The 20,560-nt window shown below is 37.2% G+C and carries 18 protein-coding genes; 11 read left to right on the top strand and 7 right to left on the bottom strand.

Annotated elements, in window-relative coordinates; genetic code table 11:
* Positions 1-6: 6 nt before the first annotated feature.
* Genes egtC through folB form a run of 4 tightly spaced genes read left to right on the top strand, consistent with a single transcriptional unit; the run spans position 7 to position 3,710 of the window.
* Positions 7-798: an ergothioneine biosynthesis protein EgtC gene (gene egtC, locus EA365_14485; GenBank protein ID TVQ42597.1), complete on the top strand. Its 792-nt coding sequence runs from the start codon at positions 7-9 to the stop codon at positions 796-798.
* Entirely contained in the window at positions 770-1,993 is a 1,224-nt protein-coding gene (gene egtB / locus EA365_14480; protein TVQ42596.1) for an ergothioneine biosynthesis protein EgtB, read from the top strand. Before egtC ends, egtB begins: the two co-directional genes overlap by 29 nt.
* 16 nt (positions 1,994-2,009) lie before the next feature.
* Complete coding sequence (dnaA, locus tag EA365_14475; protein TVQ42595.1) at positions 2,010-3,347, top strand: chromosomal replication initiator protein DnaA; 1,338 nt, start codon at positions 2,010-2,012, stop codon at positions 3,345-3,347.
* 3 nt (positions 3,348-3,350) lie between these two features.
* Positions 3,351-3,710 (top strand): dihydroneopterin aldolase, encoded by a 360-nt coding sequence (gene folB, locus EA365_14470; GenBank protein TVQ42594.1) that lies wholly within the window; start codon positions 3,351-3,353, stop codon positions 3,708-3,710.
* Here the strand turns inward: folB and pstS are convergent.
* From pstS to yfcC, 5 genes are all read right to left on the bottom strand, one after another.
* Positions 3,707-4,873: a phosphate ABC transporter substrate-binding protein PstS gene (gene pstS, locus EA365_14465; protein ID TVQ42593.1), complete on the bottom strand. Its 1,167-nt coding sequence runs from the start codon at positions 4,871-4,873 to the stop codon at positions 3,707-3,709. The two genes, folB and pstS, sit on opposite strands and share 4 nt — an antisense overlap.
* Before the next feature lie 373 nt (positions 4,874-5,246).
* On the bottom strand, positions 5,247-5,681 hold the full coding sequence (locus EA365_14460; protein ID TVQ42592.1) for a DUF3750 domain-containing protein: 435 nt from the start codon (positions 5,679-5,681) through the stop codon (positions 5,247-5,249).
* Complete coding sequence (locus tag EA365_14455) at positions 5,682-6,425, bottom strand: TIGR00297 family protein (GenBank protein ID TVQ42591.1); 744 nt, start codon at positions 6,423-6,425, stop codon at positions 5,682-5,684.
* Between the two features lie 39 nt (positions 6,426-6,464).
* Entirely contained in the window at positions 6,465-7,016 is a 552-nt protein-coding gene (cysC, locus tag EA365_14450; GenBank protein ID TVQ42590.1) for an adenylyl-sulfate kinase, read from the bottom strand.
* A gap of 68 nt (positions 7,017-7,084) precedes the next feature.
* Positions 7,085-8,473 carry a putative basic amino acid antiporter YfcC gene (gene yfcC / locus EA365_14445; GenBank protein ID TVQ42589.1) on the bottom strand — a complete coding sequence of 463 codons (1,389 nt, stop codon included), beginning with the start codon at positions 8,471-8,473 and terminating at the stop codon, positions 7,085-7,087.
* A gap of 176 nt (positions 8,474-8,649) precedes the next feature.
* On the opposite strand from yfcC, the gene EA365_14440 reads away from it, so the two are divergent.
* Positions 8,650-10,530 (top strand): cyanophycin synthetase, encoded by a 1,881-nt coding sequence (locus EA365_14440; protein ID TVQ42588.1) that lies wholly within the window; start codon positions 8,650-8,652, stop codon positions 10,528-10,530.
* 1 nt (position 10,531) lies between these two features.
* Here EA365_14440 and EA365_14435 read toward each other — a convergent pair whose 3' ends face one another.
* Positions 10,532-10,720, bottom strand: coding sequence for a hypothetical protein (locus tag EA365_14435; protein TVQ42587.1), 189 nt, complete (start codon positions 10,718-10,720; stop codon positions 10,532-10,534).
* A gap of 17 nt (positions 10,721-10,737) precedes the next feature.
* Here EA365_14435 and EA365_14430 point away from each other — a divergent pair, with 17 nt between their 5' ends.
* From EA365_14430 to EA365_14410, 5 genes are all read left to right on the top strand, one after another.
* The gene (locus EA365_14430) at positions 10,738-12,600 is read left to right on the top strand and encodes a cyanophycin synthetase (GenBank protein ID TVQ42586.1); all 1,863 of its coding nucleotides are present in this window, start codon (positions 10,738-10,740) and stop codon (positions 12,598-12,600) included.
* A 498-nt stretch (positions 12,601-13,098) separates the two neighbouring features.
* Complete coding sequence (locus tag EA365_14425) at positions 13,099-14,364, top strand: ATP-grasp domain-containing protein (GenBank protein ID TVQ42585.1); 1,266 nt, start codon at positions 13,099-13,101, stop codon at positions 14,362-14,364.
* An 81-nt stretch (positions 14,365-14,445) separates the two neighbouring features.
* Positions 14,446-15,570, top strand: a complete 1,125-nt coding sequence (locus tag EA365_14420) for a sulfotransferase (GenBank protein TVQ42584.1) — start codon at positions 14,446-14,448, stop codon at positions 15,568-15,570.
* Between the two features lie 5 nt (positions 15,571-15,575).
* Positions 15,576-17,210: an alpha/beta hydrolase gene (locus tag EA365_14415; protein ID TVQ42583.1), complete on the top strand. Its 1,635-nt coding sequence runs from the start codon at positions 15,576-15,578 to the stop codon at positions 17,208-17,210.
* 39 nt (positions 17,211-17,249) lie between these two features.
* Complete coding sequence (locus EA365_14410) at positions 17,250-18,206, top strand: NAD-dependent epimerase/dehydratase family protein (protein ID TVQ42582.1); 957 nt, start codon at positions 17,250-17,252, stop codon at positions 18,204-18,206.
* Between the two features lie 126 nt (positions 18,207-18,332).
* On the opposite strand, the gene EA365_14405 is transcribed toward EA365_14410, so the two are convergent.
* Positions 18,333-19,733: an isochorismate synthase gene (locus tag EA365_14405; protein TVQ42581.1), complete on the bottom strand. Its 1,401-nt coding sequence runs from the start codon at positions 19,731-19,733 to the stop codon at positions 18,333-18,335.
* 107 nt (positions 19,734-19,840) lie between these two features.
* On the opposite strand from EA365_14405, the gene pdxH reads away from it, so the two are divergent.
* The gene (pdxH, locus tag EA365_14400) at positions 19,841-20,485 is read left to right on the top strand and encodes a pyridoxamine 5'-phosphate oxidase (protein TVQ42580.1); all 645 of its coding nucleotides are present in this window, start codon (positions 19,841-19,843) and stop codon (positions 20,483-20,485) included.
* Positions 20,486-20,560: the final 75 nt, after the last annotated feature.

Here is a 20,560-nt window from a genome sequence, read left to right as displayed (position 1 = left end):
TTGCCCATGTGTCGTTTATTAGGTTACATTGGTAACAAAACACAACTACATCAGCTTCTCTATCAACCTAAACATTCTCTCATCGTTCAAAGTTACCAACCCAAAGAAATGACCGCGGGTTTACTAAACGCTGATGGGTTTGGTTTAGGTTGGTATCATCCCCATAAACAAGATTCACCCTATATATATAAAAACACTCTACCGATTTGGACTGATATTAATCTTCCTCATCTGAGTCGTTATGTAGATTCTCAATGTTTTTTGGGTTATGTACGTAGTGCTACCCCCCCATTGGCGGTAGATTTAAGCAACTGTCAACCCTTTACTCACCAACAAATACTATTTATTCATAACGGTTTTATTAATAACTTCCGTAGTAGCCTCTATCGTCCTCTGCGTAATAGTCTCAGTGATGATATCTATCAATTAATCCACGGAACAACCGATTCTGAGCATATTTTTGCACTGATTATCGAACAATGGCGACAATCACCCCACCTTAACTTGACAGAAGTTTTAAGTCAATCCCTAACTTATTTAACACAATTAGCTCGTACTCATCAAGTTTATTTCTCAGCCAATATTCTGATTAGTGATGGTCAACAAATGGTAGCTTCTCGCTATTCTAACCGTTCTCTTGCACCTAGTCTCTATTGGGTTAAAGATGACTTAAACTATCCTGATGGAGTGATTATAGCCTCTGAACCATTATTTGAGGGAAAATGGTTGAGTTGTCCTGAAAATACAATTATTACCGTAGGAGAAACCCTTGAAGTTCAGTTACAATCAATCTGTTAAAACAGAGATTGAGCAAGATTTATACCTTTGTCGTCAGTTGACTCTGAATATCTTTGAGCAACTAGAATTAGAACAATTTTCACAACAAGCTCACCCCGATTTTAGCCCAATCGGTTGGCATTTAGGACATATCGCCTTTACGGAAGCTTATTGGATTTTAGAACGTTTAGCTGGTAATGAGCCTATTTTTACTGAATATAAACGTTTATTCGCGGCTGATGGCTTACCCAAAGCTGAACGTCAAAACCTACCCTCACCCCAATTTATCCGCGATTATCTCCATATCGTCAGAGATAAAGTACTAGTCTATCTTGAAAAAGCACCTTTTGTACAACAAGAGCGTTTATGGCGTTGGTTGCTTCAACACGAAAGTCAACACGGTGAAACTATCGAGATCATTCTACATCTGTTGGGGGTGCGCACAGCTAAAACTCAATTCCACTTACCCCCACCTATCCCGACAATGGTGGAGATTCCCGCGGGAGAGTTTCTCCTAGGTAGTGAGGAGATTTACTCTCAAGATAACGAACGTCCTATCAATTTAGTCTATGTAGATAGTTATTATTTGGCTCAATATCCTGTTACTTGTGCAGAATATGATCAATTTATGCTCTCAGGGGGCTATGATCATCCTCACTGGTGGAGTAAACCAGGATGGCTATGGAAACAGTCTCACTCTATCACTCAACCTCTTTACTGGGATGAAACCTGTATTAATAGTTATACTCCCGTTTATGGTGTTAGTTATTATGAAGCTGAAGCTTATGCTCGTTTCGTCGGTAAGCGTCTCCCTACTGAGATAGAATGGGAAAAAGCGGCTAGATGGAATCATCAAGCACAACAACAGTATCTTTATCCTTGGGGTGATCACTTACCTAATGCTAATTACTGTAATTATCATCTGAATTTGAGACAGACTACCCCTGTTAATGCTTATCCTTTGGGTAAGTCTCCTACGGGTTGTGAGGATCTTCTCGGTAATGTTTGGGAATGGACTTGTTCTGATTTTTCAGGTTACCCAGGTTTTGTTAGTTATCCCTATCACGGTTATTCTCAAGCTTATTTTGATGGACAACATAAGGTATTGCGCGGGGGAAGTTGGGCTACCCGTAGTTGGGCGTTGCGCGCTAGTTTTCGTAATTGGTATAATATGGGAGTGCGACAAATATTAGCTGGATTTCGCTGCGCTAGTTAAGAGGGATTGTATTATTTTGAGTGAGTTAACAATTACACAGCTCTGGACTCAGGTTTTAGAAAGTCTCCGTCAGCAGTTAAATAGTCCTACTTATGAAACTTGGATTGAAACTGCTACCCCTGAATATTGGCAAGATAATATCTTGGTTTTGCGCATACCTAATCGTTTTATTCTTAATCATGTGCAAAAAAATTATCTCAATATTATTCGGTCAACGGTAGAAGCGATCGCTTCTGAGTCGGTAGAGGTTCAGTTAATTACCAATGATGGGGATAATCTCAGTAGTTATGTGGGTTTGAGTGAAAAACAAGGTTTACATCAAACTTTACCAACGAAGTTAAACCCTAAATATACTTTTTATCGCTTTGTAGTTGGTCCAACTAATCGTATGGCTCACGCTGCTTCTCTAGCTGTAGCGGAATCTCCCGGACGAGATTTTAACCCTTTGTTTCTCTGTGGTGGGGTTGGTTTGGGGAAAACTCACCTGATGCAAGCGATTGGACATTATCATCTAGAAATTAGTACCTCTGCTAAGGTTTTTTATGTTTCTACAGAACAGTTTACTAATGATTTAATCGCTGCTATTCGTAATGATCAAATGGCGAATTTTCGAGAACATTATCGCAGTGCGGATATTTTGTTAATCGATGATATTCAGTTTATTGAAGGGAAAGAATATACTCAAGAAGAGTTTTTTCATACTTTTAATACTCTCCACGAAGCGGGTAAACAAATCGTCTTAGCTAGCGATCGCCCTCCTCATCAAATTCCTACTTTACAAGCGCGTTTAATCTCTCGTTTTTCCATGGGTTTAATCGCCGATATACAAGTACCAGATTTAGAAACTCGTATAGCGATTTTGCAAAAAAAAGCACAATATGAAAAAATTAAACTCTCTAGAGAGATAGTAGAATATATCGCTACTCAATACACTTCTAATATTAGAGAACTCGAAGGGGCGTTTATTCGCGCGATTACTCATTTATCTATCTCGGGGTTACCGATGAATGTAGAGAATGTGGCTTCTATTTTGTGTCCAGTGGTACAACCTCTGATGACTACCCCAGAAATTATTTTACAAGCTCTCTCAGAAACCTTTAATATCTCCATAGAGGAGTTAAAAAGCAGTTCTCGTCGTCGTGAGATTAGTTTAGCTAGACAAATAGGGATGTATGTTATGCGTCAATATACTGATTTGAGTTTCCCTCGCATTGGTCAAGTTTTTGGGGGAAAAGATCATACAACAGTTCTTTATAGTTGTGAAAAAATTAATCAACTTCAACAAAATGATCAACAAATTGCCCAAAAAATCTCTCAATTAAACGATCGCATTGGTATCCTCAATCATAGATAAATCATGGATAAAATTATTATCAACGAAATTCGCGCCTACGGTTATACTGGGTTTCTTCCTGAGGAACAGGTATTAGGTCAATGGTTTAGCGTTCATTTGACTCTCTGGTTAGATTTAACTCCCGCGGGAACTAGCGATCGCCTAGAAGACACTCTCGATTATCGTCAAGCTATTGATCTAGTTAAACAGCAAATAACCCAGACTAAATTTGCTTTAGTAGAAAAATTAGCCTCGGTTATTGCTACAGAAATACTCAAACTCACAGGAGTTAGCAAAGTACGTGTACAGTTGTGTAAATTAGCTCCTCCTATTCCTGATTTTGGTGGCTCAATTACTATTGAACTCACCAGAGAGAAATCTTAATCCGCTAACTCAATGGTAAAATCAGGGCTGAGTTGGTCTGCTGCTTCTGCTACTTTGGCTTTCACTTCAGGAGGAAGAGGAATATAGCCTAATTGTTCTGCTTGTACTTGACCTTGGTTTAAACCGTATTGAATCATCGCTTCTAGGGCGATCGGTTTATTGGGATCATCGTATTCTTTAAATAACATCATCCAAGAGTAGGTAACGATTGGATAGGAATCTTCCCCATCGGGATCGGTGATAAAAGCTAGTAAATTATCTGGTAATTCTACCGCAGCTAGGGTAGCTGAACCAGATTCAGGAGTAGGAAGGATAAAATTACCGGCTTTATTTTCTAAAGATGCCATGGTTAGATTGTTATTTTTCGCAAAACTATACTCAATAAAGCCGATTGAATCTGCGGTTGTGGATACAGCTGCGGTTACCCCTTCATTTCCTCTGGCTCCCACAAAATTACCACCTGTTGGCCATTGTACCGCTGTTCCCCCACCGATAGTATTTGCCCAGTCGGAGCTAACTTCACTCAAGTGATTGGTAAATACCGCTGTTGTACCACTACCATCAGACCTATGAACTACGATAATGTCTCGGTCTGGTAAATCTACACCAGGATTAGCTGCAGCTATTTTAGGATCATTCCATCTGGTAATCTTACCCTGGAAAATCTCTACATAAGCCTCTCTGGTAAGATTTAAGTTATCTATTCCTGGTAGATTATAAGCTAGAACAATCTTTCCTGCGGTCATGGGTAATAAGATTACTCCTCTACTGACCTGATCAATTTGTTCTTGTGTCATCCCAATATCACTAGCGCCAAAGTCTAATGTACCTTGGATAAATTGTTCTATACCCGCACCACTACCGATAGAAGCATAGTTAAAACGCAATTGGGGGACTTCTCTACTTAAGTTGGAAAACCAACCTTGATATAGAGGTGCTGGGAAGCTTGCACCCCCTCCATTTACGGAAGCATTACCAGTAAAGGGAAGATCAATGGCGGGAAAATCACTTTGGGCTGTTTGAGCTGGGGGTTGACCACCTCCACCACCTCCAGTGGTTTGTTCTCCTCCCCCACAAGCGGCTAATCCCATGGTAATAGCTAAAAAAGATAACCAACTGACGACGCGATAACGTGAGGTTTTTGTTGTTATTAGATTGAGCATTGATATGATAATCCTTACAAAATTTGACTATATATTATCTTGTCTTTGTTATTTTACTGTAAAAAAATCATAAGTCAACTGACTTAATAAATCCCTTGAAAATAACCTGGGTTTCTTAACTTTTCCTTAACCTAAATAACCTCAGTTTATCTCTCCTTTTTTTGTCCCGATTTTTGCTCCCGAACTCAGGTTATTTTAGCTCTTTTTAGCCTCTCGGTGCACCTGTGGTGATAAGTAAATTTTAGATATCGTAGGGTGGGTTAGGCGCGGGTCATAATTTGTGAATTCTAGTAAAGTTTTCCAGGGAGCGCCGTAACCCACTTTATCTTTTTTGTAACTTAATGTACAGTTTACACCCCTGTGTCAGGAGAGCCTAATTTGTGCTCAAAAAATTAAAGATTTTACCTGGTTGATAATTTTTACCAAGACCTAAATAACTTAAGTAATGGTTGGTTTTAGCTTCATTTAAAACCCATTGAACGTAAGTATTACTATTAGGACCGGGCCAATATCTATACTTATACTTATAGGGATAAATTTCAGGACTATTTTTGATAGTATTTATTAATAAATCAGCTTCACTATCTAACCATTGGGCTTCTAGCCAACTGTCACCATTTCCTACTCCTTGGGAATATTGCAGTAAATTTTTATGCAAATGACCCCAACTATATTGACAACAATTAGCTCTTTGCCATACTTCCCAACGTTCTACACTTTGATTTTGCCAGATGACGAGCCAATAATGTACAGCTATATTGCCAACTAGAGGAATTTTAGCAGCTCTTAATTGTACTATGTTAGACATCTAAAAACTTAAACCTAAACCAATAGCGATCGCCGCTCCTAAAAAAGTATTAATCACATTGACTAATTCATTACTTAGCCAAGTTAATCTAGATTGTAAGGTAGCACCGATTAAACTTTCTATAGTAGTTGCTATAAATGCAGCGATAACACAATAAATAATTTCTCTAAGGTTGATTAAACCTACTCCCCAAGCTACTAGAGCGATCGCCACTGAGCCTAGGATTCCTGCGAGAGTACCTTCTAGACTAACTGCTCCTTCAGTTCCCCGAGGAACGGGTTTAAGGGTAGTAATTAAAAAGGTGGTTTTACCATAGGCTTTACCAATTTCACTAGCAGTAGTATCAGATAATTTAGTACTAAAACTAGCGACATAACCTAATAATAATAAGGGTTGGTAGTCTGGTAACCAGATGATCGCTAAAGCACAAAGAGCAGCAATTAAAGCCGAACCCCAGACATTTTCTGGACCTCTTGCACCTGAGCGCTTTTCAGCGATTCCCTCTGCTTCTTTTTGGGCTAGACCAACTTTAGTGACTGCAGATCCCACTAAAAAATAGAACATAACCACGAGGTAACCTGGTAAACCCAGAGTACCCCAGATAATTACGCCTAGTAACCAAGCGTTAGCTAAACCACCAAGAGTTAGTAATTTTTTTGGAGCAATCAAAGCGATCGCTAATAGCAGGGTATTAATTGCTGTTCCTATTAACCAGGGATTGGATAACCCTAACTCTGATAGCATAATTTACCTCTGTGGCAGAACCTTAGTTACTGTTGAAAATTATACAGAAACGGGACTATGTTCAGCAATATAACCTAACTCTTGTAATTTTGCTAAAACTTTATTGATACTTTCTGAAAGTTCTTCTAAATCGGTACGACATTCTACTTCAGGATTAACAGGAGGTTCATAGGGGTCATCGATTCCTGTAAAAGATTTAATTTCTCCTGCTCTAGCACGTTTATACAGACCTTTAACGTCTCTTCCTTCACACACAGCTAAAGGTGCATTGACAAAGACTTCGACGAAATCACCTATTTTTCCGCGTACTTCTTCGCGAATCTCACGATAGGGAGAGATAGCCGAAACTAGGACAATTACACCATGACGAGTTAACAAATTAGCTACAAATCCAATACGGCGTATATTCTCATCGCGATCTGCTTTACTAAATCCTAAACCTTTAGTGAGATTTTCCCTGACGATATCACCATCGAGAACCTCTAGAGGATATCCCTGTTCTCTTAAAAACTGAGCCACTGCTGTGGTTATAGTAGTTTTGCCTGCGCCACTGAGACCTGTAAACCAAACTGTTACACCGCGTTGTTTCATTTGTTGATTACTGTAAAAAAAGTTAACAAAAATCTTAAAACATCATAAACGTTTCTGGACACTTTTGCTTAATTCCATTCAAAGAAAACTGTAGGACCTGCTAATAAAAGCATTGCAGCGATAAAGTAAATAATCATCAAAGGAATCATCCAACGTAGCCAAACGTCATAGGGAATCCGTGCAATGGAAAGTACACCCATGGTTACCCCACTAGTAGGAAGAACCATATTACTAAGACCATCACCAAACTGGAAAGCTAACACCGCGGTTTGACGAGAAACTCCCAACAAGTCTCCTAAAGGCGCCATAATGGGCATAGTTAAAGCAGCTTGACCTGAACCAGAGGGTACAAAGAAATTCAAGAAGGATTGCAGGATAAACATTGCTTGTGCTGAGATCACAGGAGGCATATCAGAAAGTACATTGGACATAGAGTTGAGGATGGTATCAATAATATTAGCGTCTTCGGCTATCACCAAAATACCTCTACAGAAAGCCACCACTAAACAAGCACCCATCATTTCTTTAGCCCCATCGCTAAAAGCTTTAACCATGGTTGACATAGATAATCCCCCAATTAAAGCTGAAAAGATCCCCAAACCAAAAAATAAACCTGAGATTTCGGTGATATACCAATCTCTTTGGGTTACTCCCCAAGCTAATACTACTATAGCCAGAGCAAATAACAACAGGATAATGATGCGGTTGCTAGTTAAAGGTAGTTCTCTAGGTTGAGTTGTGTCAATATCTAGGGTATCGTCTTCTGAATAAATCGGACTAATGGTTTTATCTTTTTCTAATCTAGAAATATAAAACATGATGTAGGCGATGGTCAACAAAGAAAAAACCACCCAAGCAAAGATACGATAAGCCATACCACTAAATAAAGGTATTCCCGCGATTCCTTGAGCTACACCCACGGTAAAAGGGTTTAAAAATGCTCCGGCAAAACCTGCACCAGCACCAACTAAAGGAATAGCTACACCCACTAGGCGATCGTATCCCAAGGAGATAGCCAAAGGTATAGTAATCAGAACAAATACCAATACTTCCTCACTCATGCCAAAAGTACCACCTGCTAAAGCAAAAGCGAGAATTAATAATGGAATAACCACCCATTTATATAGTGGATTACTCAAAGTAAAACCTACTAACTTTAATAATCCTGCGTTAATTGCACCAGTGGCGTTAATCATCCCAAAAGCACCACCAATGAAGAAAATAAAAGCTATTACTCCTACTGCTTCTTTAAAACCCAGATAAGGGGCAGTAAAAAAGGTGAGAATACTTTGGGGGGCCGGCTCTATAGTTTGGAACGTACCTGGTACTATCACTTCCCGACCATCTACTACTTCTTTAGCAAATTCCCCACCAGGAACTATCCAAGTTAGTACAATTGTTATTAATAAAATGGCAGAAGCAATTACAAGTGTATCTGGTAATTTAAACTTATTCATACTAACTATTTATAGCTATAATTCTCAATAATTAGATGCTTTTTTCCTCCAAAAAAATGTATCGAAATTTACAATTTAGGCAAAAATTTATTTTTTATAAAGATTCTCACTCAGATACAATAATCGAGTAAGAATAAAATTCAGAGTAAATTAGTAGTCAAGAAAGTAATAAAGTTGTGAGTAAAAAACGAGCCGAAACCTTTGATATTTTTAACATTAAAGAATACGAAGGTCCAAACCCTTATCTCAATACACGTGCTGTAGTATTTGATTTTACCTTTGGCCAAGATGCTAAACCCTTAAAGGTTAAAGAATATTTGCAAGAAATGGGTGATTATTTACCTCAATTACGAGGATTAAAGGTTAAAACCCACGCCGAAATGTTGGCAGCAACTATGTCAGAAGTTAGTCAATTAGAAATGGGATTATATGTTGAAAGGTTCAGCATTAAACCCGAAACCGATAAATTTACCATCGCTATTCAATCGATACACCACGAAACCACCAGAGGAGTAATTAATTTAGTCTGGGATTGTCTCGAAGCAATTACCAGAGATAAAAACTTCGACTTTCACCGTGAATTAACCTATCTCCAAGAATTATTTCGCGACTCCACTTATGGTGGTCCAACCCTTTACTCTATTCTACAGACAGCTTATCATCGTCAGATACCCACCTTTTACCTACCTGATGAACGTTTAATTCAATACGGTTATGGTAAATATCAAATCAGAGGGGTAGCGACAACCTTTAACTGTGATAGTCAACTAGACTCAGACTTTACCACCCAGAAAGACGACTGTAAAGCTTTTTTAGCTACCTGTGGTTTTCCTGTACCCAAGGGAGAAATTGTCTATACCCTAGACGAAGCTTTTGACGCGGTTAAAGAAATCGGTTACCCTGTAGCGGTTAAACCAGTAGTCGGACATAAAGGGATTGGGGTTACCGCTAACGTTAGAGACGATCGCGGTTTAGAATTCGCTTTTGGTAAAGCTAAAGAAGCTACCGAAGAAGGATCATCTTCTATTATCGTTGAACAGAGTATCACTGGTTCTGATTTTCGTCTTCTCTGTGTAGGAGGGAAATTCGCAGCAGCGGTAGAACGTCGTCCCGCTTTTGTTACAGGTGACGGTAAATCGACAATTGAAGAATTAATCGAGAAAGAGAACGCTACCGAAGCGCGTCAAGACACTCCTACTTCAGCTTTAGGTAAAATTATCACCGATGAGGTCATGGATAAATACCTAGAGGAACAGGGTTTATACCTAGATACCATTCTTGAATCAGGAGAAGTTGTTTATTTACGTAAAGTAGCTAATCTCTCTTCTGGTGGTGTGAGTATTGATTCTACTAGCAATATTCACCCAGATAATATGATTCTAGCTCAAGATATCGCTCAATACTTCCGTCTGGTTTGTATGGGTGTTGATGTCATCGCTGAAGATATTTCTCGTTCTTGGAAAGAGGGGAATTTTGGGATCATTGAGATTAACGCCGCACCAGGTATCTTTATGCACCTAAATCCTGCTGTAGGTGAGAGTGTAGATGTTCCAGGCTATATTCTTGACTATCTATTTCCTTCCACTCAACCCTGTCGCGTTCCCATTATTACCTTTAATAAACTTTACCGAGAGGAAATCTACGAAATCGTCGATCATATTCTCTTACGTCATCCTGATTGGTTGATTGGTTCGGTTTGTCAAGACGCGATGTTTCTCAATCGTTCTGAAAAAGTGATTAACAAAGATTACAATAGTAATATCAAAAGTTTACTACGTCATCCCAAATTAGATCTTTTAATCGCTGAATATCCAGAACGGGTTTTCTCTGAAGATGGTATGGTTTATGAAGGAAGCGATTTAATCGTTTTAGATGAGCCTACAGAAACAGAGATGATTTTAGCCAGAGATTTACTCCCCAATAAAACCCTGATTATTAAACAAGGTGACTCTATTTCTGTTAAGGTTCAAGGAATGATGGAGAGTTATACTCTAGCTGAATCGGAATCCTTTAGTTACGTCTATCTCAAAGAAATTACCCGTTTACTGACGTGTTGAACTACTCTATGATTAGGGCTGTACGTCGAACTTTTTGCCCTTTGAGGGTATATAAATAGGTACATTGGGTACACTCTCTGTTCGCTATTAGTTTTTTCGCTTTAGTTTCTTTGATTTGCATTAGTCTAGCTAATTCATCTTCAGACTGAAGCGGAAAACTAGTACCAGAGAGGTTATCTTCATTGATCACAGTTATTCTCCTAAACAGTGTTTACCATAACTAATTTTAAATATTATCTCGGTCCTAATCCCTATCTTAATACGGGAGCATTAGTTTTTGACTTTAGCCTATCTCATCAAGCTAAACCTCTGAGTGTGGAAACTTATCAAGATAAGATGAGTCAATATTTACCAGCTTTACAAAAGTTAAAACTTAACGGTTATGGAGAATTACTCACCGAGACGCTTTATTACTTTAGCCAATTAGATATGGACTTGTATTTAAACCGTGTGAGTAAACATAATTATCCTGATTTTGAACGTATAGCTTTACAATCTCTGCATTATGCTACTAGTCGCGCGATCGTAGAAACAGTTTATCAATGGTTAGAGAATATTACTCTGGGTAAAGATTTTGATTTTGAGCAACAATTACAGATTTTACAACAAAAATTTGGTAATTCTATTTATGGAAATCCGACTATCTATTCTTTATTAAATACAGCTTACCAGATGGATATTCCTACTTTTCTTGTCTGGGAAGAAGGATTAATACAATATGGTTATGGTAAATATCAAATTCGGGGATTATCTACTATTTTTGACTGTGATAGTCTTTTGGATTCAGATTTAACCACACAAAAAGACGATTCTAAAGATTTTCTGATTAATCTCGGTTTTCCTGTACCTAAAGGTAAAATTGTTTATACCCTAGCATCCGCTTTAGCTGTTATTGAAGAGATTGGTTATCCAGTAGCTATTAAACCAGTAGCGGGACATGAAGGAATCGGTGTTACTGCACAAATTAACGATAAAAATAGCTTAATTAATGCTTTTGAAAAAGCCCAAGCTACCTCTACCACTAATCCTATTGTAATCGAAGAAAGTTTAACAGGTTCAGATTTTCGTCTGGTTTGTGTTGGTGAACAATTTGTCGCTGCGGTGGAACGCCGTCCTCCCTATGTAATAGGTAATGGGGCTCAAACTTTGGCTGAATTAATTACAGAAGAAAACAAAAAAGAAATACGTAAAGATACACCTATTTCCCCTCTAACTAAAATCTTAGTTGATGAGATCTTAGAAAGTTATATACAAGAACAAGGTTTATCTTTAGATACAGTAATTCCTCTTAACCAAACGGTTTATTTACGCAAAGTCGCTAATATTTCCGCGGGTGGAGTTAGTATCGATTGCACTAGTGAGATTCATCCCGATAATCGACAATTAGCTGAAGATATCGCCCAATATCTTGGTCTTGCTTGTTTAGGTATTGATGTCATTGCTACGGATATCTCTAAATCCTGGAAAGAGGGCAATTTTGGGATAATTGAAATTAACGCTTCTCCTGGGGTTTTTATGCACCTTAAACCCGCACAAGGTAACAGTATTGATGTTCCCCGTCATATTTTTAATTTCTTTTTCCCTAAGGATAAACCTTCGCGAATTCCTATTGTTACTTTTAATCGTTTAAGTCAACAAGAATTAGCTGAACTGATTCAATCTATTTTAACTAGTTATCCTGATTATTTAATCGGCGGTATTTGTCAAGAAGGTGTTTATTTAAACCAACGCCAACGCATCCAACAACAACCCTATAATGTTAATATTCAGAGTTTGTTACGTCATCCTCACTTAGATTTATTAATCGCTGAATATCCAGAGACAATTTTTGAAAATGAAGGGTTATTTTATCAAGGTAGTGATTTAGTTATTCTAGTTGAACCTACTAGTAAAGAAACTATGTTAGCATCATCTTTATTACCTAATGGTATTTTACTAACCCAAACTGGTGATAATATTGTTAAACACACTCCACAAGGTAGAAAAACTTTTCAACTAGATAATCTTGAGCAATATTTAGATATTTGTTATCAAAGTATTTTAGATATAGCGCTACGGGATAGGGAATAGGGAGTAGGTAAATAAAAGAATGAAGAATGAAGAATTATTATTGTCTCTAAATTTGCCCATATCCTATTACAGCTACTTTTCCTGCTAATACTACAGCAGTCGAAGTTGACCTTTTACAGCAGTACAAGTTAAGATTAGAACATTTTAAAGTTATGAAACCCAGTACTAATCTACTTTTGCGTGAGTGCATGAGTGCTTTGCACGTAGGTAGTGCTATATATCGGCTCTCTCGGCATTATGGGGTTAATTGTATCTAAAGTTACATTTTCTTCTCTTTTGCATCTCGTGTCTATAAACGATAAGTGAAAGCTTATCACCATTCCGCACCTAAAATCGTATTATAAAGTAGCATTCACGAGTCAGAATATTCAGTATATAAGTAATAATCCATAGCATAATGCCGAAAGAGCCTAATGTTCATCAGGAACTTTTGCTGAGATCTCTCAACTGTAAAATAGCAGCCATTAATCATCTTATTGAGATTCAGAGGAAAAATAAATGTCATTTACCTATTTTAAAGAAGGTTCTTTCTCTAGCTTATTTGCTGAAGATATTAGCGACGGTAACTATGGTTTTATTCTTAATTATCCTTCTACGGCTAGTTGGGCTATTTATCCTAATTATAAAAAGTATTTCATTCAAGACGGAAGCGAGGAAGCTACTAAAGCATCTTATGATAAACTCTGTCAAAAAGAACCTTGGAAAAATTTGGCTGTATTAGGAGATGATATTACTGGCATTATTTTTAAATCTCCTCGTAACGTCTTAGTTAGCTATTGGCAAGAACAATTTGGTTATAAATATAATAACATCGAAACCTTAGAGCGTAAAATTTACTTAGATTATCTCAACCAAAGTCCCAAATATGATAAGTTAATCACTCTGTTTCCTTTTGATTCTCTTTTACCAAAAAAACACGCAGTAGATCCTGATGTTCATTATCAGTTATTGAGCAAAACTAGTTTAGCTGAAACAGGAGTTCAAGCACCTAAATACGATATCTATGATGTTAATGAAACTCCAATAGACGAGATAAAAATTACTCATAATTTTCCCTATTTAGTTAAGGTATCACATGGATTATCAGGAGAAGGAACGTATATTATTAAATCAGCCAGTGATTTAGATTATTGTATCCGAGAAATGAAAAAATATTATTATAATCAGTTACTAGACTATATTATTATCTCTGATTTTGTTAAGAATGAAGTCCAAAACTATTGTGTGCAATTTTATGTCTCTAAATCTGGTCAAGTTACGTTGATTGGTGCAACTAGTCAAATGGTAACTAGTGAAGGTAAATTCCTTGGAGGATTGATTCACTATGAAGGAGTAGATATGAGTAAATTTACAACCATTATTACTAAAGTATCTGCTTATGCTCATGAAAAAGGTTATTTTGGGGTGATTGGTTGCGATGTTTTAGAAGATAAAGACGGAGGATTACACGTGATTGATATTAATTATCGCGTCAATGGTTCAACTCCTTTATGTTTACAACGTCATCGCTTGCTTGAGTCGGGTAAAAATGTAGCTAAATATTCAGGAGATTATCAGATGAATGGTACTTTAGATGAAATACTAGTTACCTTAAAACCAGAATTAGACAAGAAAGATTTCTTGATCTTATCTGCTTTAGAAAAGGTTAAGTATGGTAAAATCTATACAGATATCTACGGTATAGTTGCTGGAGAAGATACTAAAGAAATGTTATTAGTTGAGGAAAAATTAGCCCAAAAAGGTTTACGAATAGTTAGCAATTAATATTCAGGGTGGATGTTCAGAAAAGCATAAATATGCTAGAGATAGGGTAAAGTTAATTAAATCTCTTTGAGCTTAACAAGTATGTATTTAAACCAGCAACTATTCTGGAAAGCGATTAAAACCAGTTTCTCTAGACAACATTTCCACCCTCTCCACGCTACCTACGTTACTCTTTTTAGTAGTGCTTTTTTAGGGTTACATTCTTTTGTCTCTCTAGTGCGTAAATTAGAGAGCATCCCCTATTCTTCTTATCGTCAACAACCGATTATAGCTCCTATTTATATCACTGGTAACCCTCGCAGTGGTACAACTTTTTTACATCGTTTACTCTGTGAGGATGAGCAGTTTACCTATACTAAACTCTATCACACTATTTTTCCCTCTATCAGCATCTATCAGCTTTTGGATAGGTTAGAAAAGTTAAAGATATTTACCAATATGCTGACATCTTTAGAAAAAAAAGGTTTTAGTGGTTGGGAAACGATTCACACTACTAAATTAAATGAAGCGGAAGAAGACGAACAATTCTTTGTCTTTACGATGTTATCCCCAGTCATTACTCTCTTATTTCCCTTTTTTAATGAACTTGAGGAGTCTGGTTGGGTAGATAGATTACCAATTTCAACCCGCGAAAAATTAATGTCTCATTATCTAGATTGTTTGCAAAGACATTTATACGCAATAGGTAGAGATAAAACCCTACTGATTAAAAATACTACTTGTACAGGAAGATTGCAAACCATGTTAGACGCTATACCAGATTTAAAGGTTATTCACCTTATTCGTCATCCTTATCAAGCGATTCCCTCTCTCTTGAGTATGTATAATGCTTCCTGGAATAGTTTTGTTCCCCAAACACGCAACAATTTTGATAGTAGTAAAGCTCTAGCAAAGCTATACGCTGATTATTACCGTCAAAGACTGCAAATTTTCCAAAAATTGCGCCAAAAACAGCCAGAAAGGTTTTTAGAGGTTAGATACGAAGATTTAATTACCAATACTCTGGAGGTTATTGAGCAGATTTATAGTCAATTTGACCTATCTTTAACTACTGAAACTTTGACTAAATTTAAAACCCAAATTCAAGCAGCACAACAAGGATATAAAAGTAAACATAAATATTCTCTAGAACAATTTGGTTTAACTCAAGAAACGATTTATGATTTTATGCCAGATGTTTTTACTGAGTATAATTTTACTAAATAAATGCAATGTTAAAAAACAAGAAGATTATTTTGGGTTTATTAAGCTTTTGTTTAGTTATTCTAACCTCAATTCCTCTTAAAGCTGCTGAAAAAATATTGCTATCTTATCCACCTTTAATGTTTTCTGTGAAGGTAGAATCTTTAGAAGCTTTTGCTGTTAATGGGACAATTAATCCAGATTTAGCCTTCTTTTTAAATCGAGTTACTCCTGAACAACAGCAAGAGTTTCAAGAATCACTAACTAAAAAAATAGATCTAGAACCTGTTTTAGTTTCCCGCTTTTTTAATACTAAAATGGGAGAATCTATCCTAATGCGTTTAGGAAAAGGGATTACTCTTGAGGGAGGAAGCAATGGGGGATACGCTTTAAGAGGAGCGATCGTTCAAGCTAGCTTTGCACCAGAGGGTTTAACATTATTAAATGTCCTCAAACAATTTCCTACTAATCTTCAGTTACAAGGATTATTAATCCAGGGATTAGCTGAAGAAACAGAAAGAGCTGCTAGAGCTACACAAGAATTAGTAGAACAAATGCAACTTTGGACATCAACAGAAGCGGAGACTAACCCTGTGGTTGATTATGCTGGTTTAAGAGATATTCGTCAAGAAGGTGAATATCAGGTAGAAAAACAAGTTTGGAATTTAACCGATACCAATCGCAACCGTAGTTTTTATGTTGATGTTTATCTCCCTCAAGAGGTATCTACCGCAAAAATTCCTGTAGTTATCTTTTCTCATGGTTTATCATCACGTCCAGAAGATTACGAAGAAGGACTTAATCATTTAGCATCCTATGGTTATTTAGTAGCAGCTCCTCAACATGTTGGTAGTGATATAATTTATCTAGAAGAAATGTTTCAGGGATACCATAGAGATATCTTTGATAGAGATGAGTTTATCAATCGTCCTTTAGATATTAGCTTTGTTATCGATGAATTAACTCAACGTAATCAAGAACAATTTCAGGGTAAACTTGATGTAGAAAGTGTAGGGGTAGGTGGTCATTCTTTTGGTGGTTATACTGCCTTAGCTACAGCTGGTGCTACAATAGATTTTAATTACCTTCAGCAAGGGTGTGATCGTCTTTATGGCGCTGTAGATGTTGCTTTATTGCTACAATGTCAAGCTTTAGAATTACCCCGAGAAAATTATCAGTTTCGTGATCATCGTGTTAAAGCTGTTTTAGTTGGTAATCCCGTAAATCGCTATATTTTTGGAGAAACTGGTATTAGTAACATCGATATTCCCGTTATCTTCTTATCTGGTTCAAAAGATCCTGCTGCTCCTCCTATTTTTGAACAAGCTGTACCTTTTACTTGGTTAAGTAGTGCTGATAAATATTGGGGATTAATTGAAGGACAAGCTCACGTTAATTTTACTAAACTCGATGGTGGAATTCAAGAAGCACTTAACGCGACTAATCATTTGAGTTTCCCAAGTCAAAGTCTGATTGGTAGTTATGTCAATGCTATTTCTCTAGCTTTTTTTCAGGTTCATCTGTTAAATAATCAGGATTATCGACCCTATTTACAGTCAGCTTATGCTGAATATCTTAGTCAAGATGAGAGCTTTAAAGTTAGTTTGATTACTAAAGCTTCTGCTGATGAGGTAAGAGAAACTATTGACCGATTAAAAATATAGCGTTTCTGTTATTATGGAAGTTTTAGGAATAAATTTTAGATGGCGATTCACTTAGTAACTGGTGTAGCGGGTTTTATTGGCTCTAATTTAGCTGAAACTCTACTTAATCAAGGAGAACGAGTTATTGGCATTGATAGCTTTAATGATTATTATAACCCCAAACTTAAACGCCAAAATGTTAGTAATTTAACTAAATATGATTCATTTAAGCTGATTGAGGGAGATATCCTACACTTGAACTGGTTGGAGTTATTAGACTCAGTCGAATATCTGTATCATCAAGCTGCACAAGCGGGAGTAAGGGCGAGTTGGGGTAAAAGCTTCTCTGACTATACCACCAGAAATATTAACGCGACTCAAATTATCCTAGAAGCTGCTAAAGAAAGTAAGTCTCTTCAACGTCTGGTATTTGCTTCTACATCCTCTGTCTATGGTAATGCGGAAACTTTCCCTACTCCTGAGTCAGTATGTCCTCAACCAGTCTCACCTTATGGTATTACTAAACTAGCTGCAGAGAGAATGTGTTGGTTATATCAGCAAAATTTTGGTGTACCTGTTACTGCTTTACGCTATTTTACCGTTTATGGACCGCGTCAACGTCCTGATATGGCTTTTCACAAGTTCTTTAAAGCTGCGTTAAATTCTCAACCAATTGATGTCTATGGAGATGGACAACAAACCCGGGATTTTACCTTTATTAGTGATATCGTAGCTGCTAATTTAGCTGCTGCTAACGTTAAAGATGCTGTCGGAGAGGTATTTAATATCGGTGGTGGTAGTAGGGTAGTTTTAACAGAAGTACTCGATCAAATTGAAAAAATTATTAATCAACCTCTGATCCGTAATTATCTATCTCCCGCTAGGGGTGACGCGCGTCATACCAGTGCTGATATTTCTAAAGCGCAAAAAATCCTTAATTATCAACCTCAAGTCTCCCTTACTAATGGTTTGACTCAGGAATGGGAATGGTTATATAGTAATAGAGACTTAAATTAGGACTCAAAAGTTATCCTTTGAGGGAAGAGAGTGGGAGAGGGGGAGAGTGGGAGCTTCTGAGCATATTATATAGGAATAATAGCACCGTTCAACCGTTCCACCGTTCCACCTAATACCTAACTTATCCTAAACTAAAGTCTTTAATAAAGACTGTAACTTAAGTTGTACTTCCGCATACTCTTTGTCAGGGGTTGAACCCGCTACTATCCCTGCTCCACCGTATAATCTAGCTTGATTACCTTGTATTAAAGCCGAACGAATCCCCACGATAAATTTACTATTACCTTGGTAATCTAGCCAACCTATGGGGGCTGCATAAAGGGAACGTTCAAAAGATTCATAGCGTCTGATTTCTTGACAAGCTGTTTCTGTGGGGACTCCTGCTACTGCTGGAGTGGGGTGCAGTTGTGCGACAATGTCTAAGGGGTGAAGTCTGGGGGGAATTTCTGCGTAAATAGCTGTCCACAAATGTTGAATGTTAGCTAATTGTAGTAGTTCTAGTGGCATAATTTTTGGTTCTAAACCTAATTGACGCAAGCGTTGTTGAATAAATTCTCTTACTGCTTCATGTTCCCTTCTTTCTTTTTCGTTATTTAATAGTAATTCACCAATTTGTTTGTCTTCTTCTACTGTTTTACCTCTAGGGGCTGAACCAGCTAAAGCATCAGTGATTAGTTGTTTATTATTAATAGTTAATAGTCTTTCAGGACTTGCTCCTATAAAATGAATATCTTCACCATTACTAGTGGCAAATAAGTAACAATCGGGATGTTGTTGACGCAAGTTTTGTAAGGATTTTATCAGGTTAAATGGTTGAGATGCTGTTAAGTCTATAGCGTGAGCTAATACTATTTTACTAAACTTTTTCTGCTCAATTGATGTTAAGGCTGAGTTGACTGATTGTTTAAATTCTCTATCTTTATCTTGAATAGTTAGATAAGTGTTTTTCTTCTCATGATTAATCGTTATTTTAGTATTGACTTTAGCTTTAATTTTACTAATTATCAAGTTTATCTTATTTAAGTTTTTGGCTAAAGTATTGATTACTAAAACCGTACTATTTTTTTGGCAATAAATTTGTATCTCTGGTAAAAATATTGTTGCACTAGGAAATTGAGCCTCTTTTCTTTGTTGCTCAAAAAAACTAAAACTGCAAAAAAAATGAGGACCACTACCAGGAAGTTGTAAGTCCCCAATTGTGAGAATTTCGGTTAAACAGTTGTTAATAAATTGTTGCGATCGCCTAAATCTATCTGCTGAATTTAACTTTAAACATCTAATCGTCCCATAAGCGATGATAGCTTCTGACTGACGGGGATTTTCCCAATAAAAATATAACTGTTTGGTTAGAGAGATTGTCGCTAAAAAATCGAGAGGATCAAGGTTATCTATTCTTTGGGAAAAACTGATTATTTTCGGATGATGTTGAGGTTGAATATCCCTGAGCAATCCTTCTAATTCCTTAACTTCTCCTTGAAACCCAGGAGAGGAGTTATTGATTGATTGAGAAATCCGAAATTGCGTCATTGAAGCAAATACCTGTTAGGCTTTGAGTAAAAGTTTATGTTAAAATTTATTAAATTTATCTTAGTTTATTAGTAATTTCTTAACTTTAGCACAAAAATACTCAGAAAATGAATAAGTTATCTGTAGCTGATTTACGACAAAACTACACTCGGGCAGGGTTAATGGAAGCCGAAGCCCCCCTTAACCCGATAGAGTTATTTGACTTGTGGTTATCTCAGGCGATCGCCGCTGAAATCTTAGAACCTAATAGTATGACTTTAGCTACAACTAACTCAGCTGGTTATCCAGTAGCGAGAATGGTTTTACTCAAAGGCTTCGATCACAGAGGTTTCGTCTTCTATACTAATTATAACAGTGACAAAGCCCAACAACTCCTGGCTAATCCCCAGGCAGCTTTAGTATTTTGGTGGTCAGAATTAGAACGTCAAGTCCGTATCGAAGGAACAATAACTCAAACTACACCAGAAGAGTCAGACGAGTATTTCTCTAGTCGTCCCCGAGGCTCTCAATTAGGCGCTTGGGTATCTAATCAAAGTAGCGTCATTCCTAATCGAGAAGTTTTAGAACAAGAATTAGCCAATCTTGAGATCAAATATCAAGAACAAGATATCCCACGTCCTCCTCATTGGGGGGGATTTCTGCTTAAACCTATGCTAATCGAATTTTGGCAAGGTCGCCCTAATCGTTTACACGATCGCCTTCGTTATCAACTTAAAGAGGATGAGTGGATAAGAGAGAGACTCGCTCCTTAAGAAGAGGGAGAAGGGGAGAGCTCACAGGTGTAGGTTTTTGACAATGAGATTCTGGCGAAGGTGAGACAAGGAAGA

Origin of the sequence: Gloeocapsa sp. DLM2.Bin57 (genome assembly GCA_007693955.1) — a bacterium.
In the GTDB taxonomy this organism is placed as follows: Bacteria; Cyanobacteriota; Cyanobacteriia; order Cyanobacteriales; family Gloeocapsaceae; genus Gloeocapsa.
This window is presented reverse-complemented; position numbering and strand designations above follow the sequence as displayed.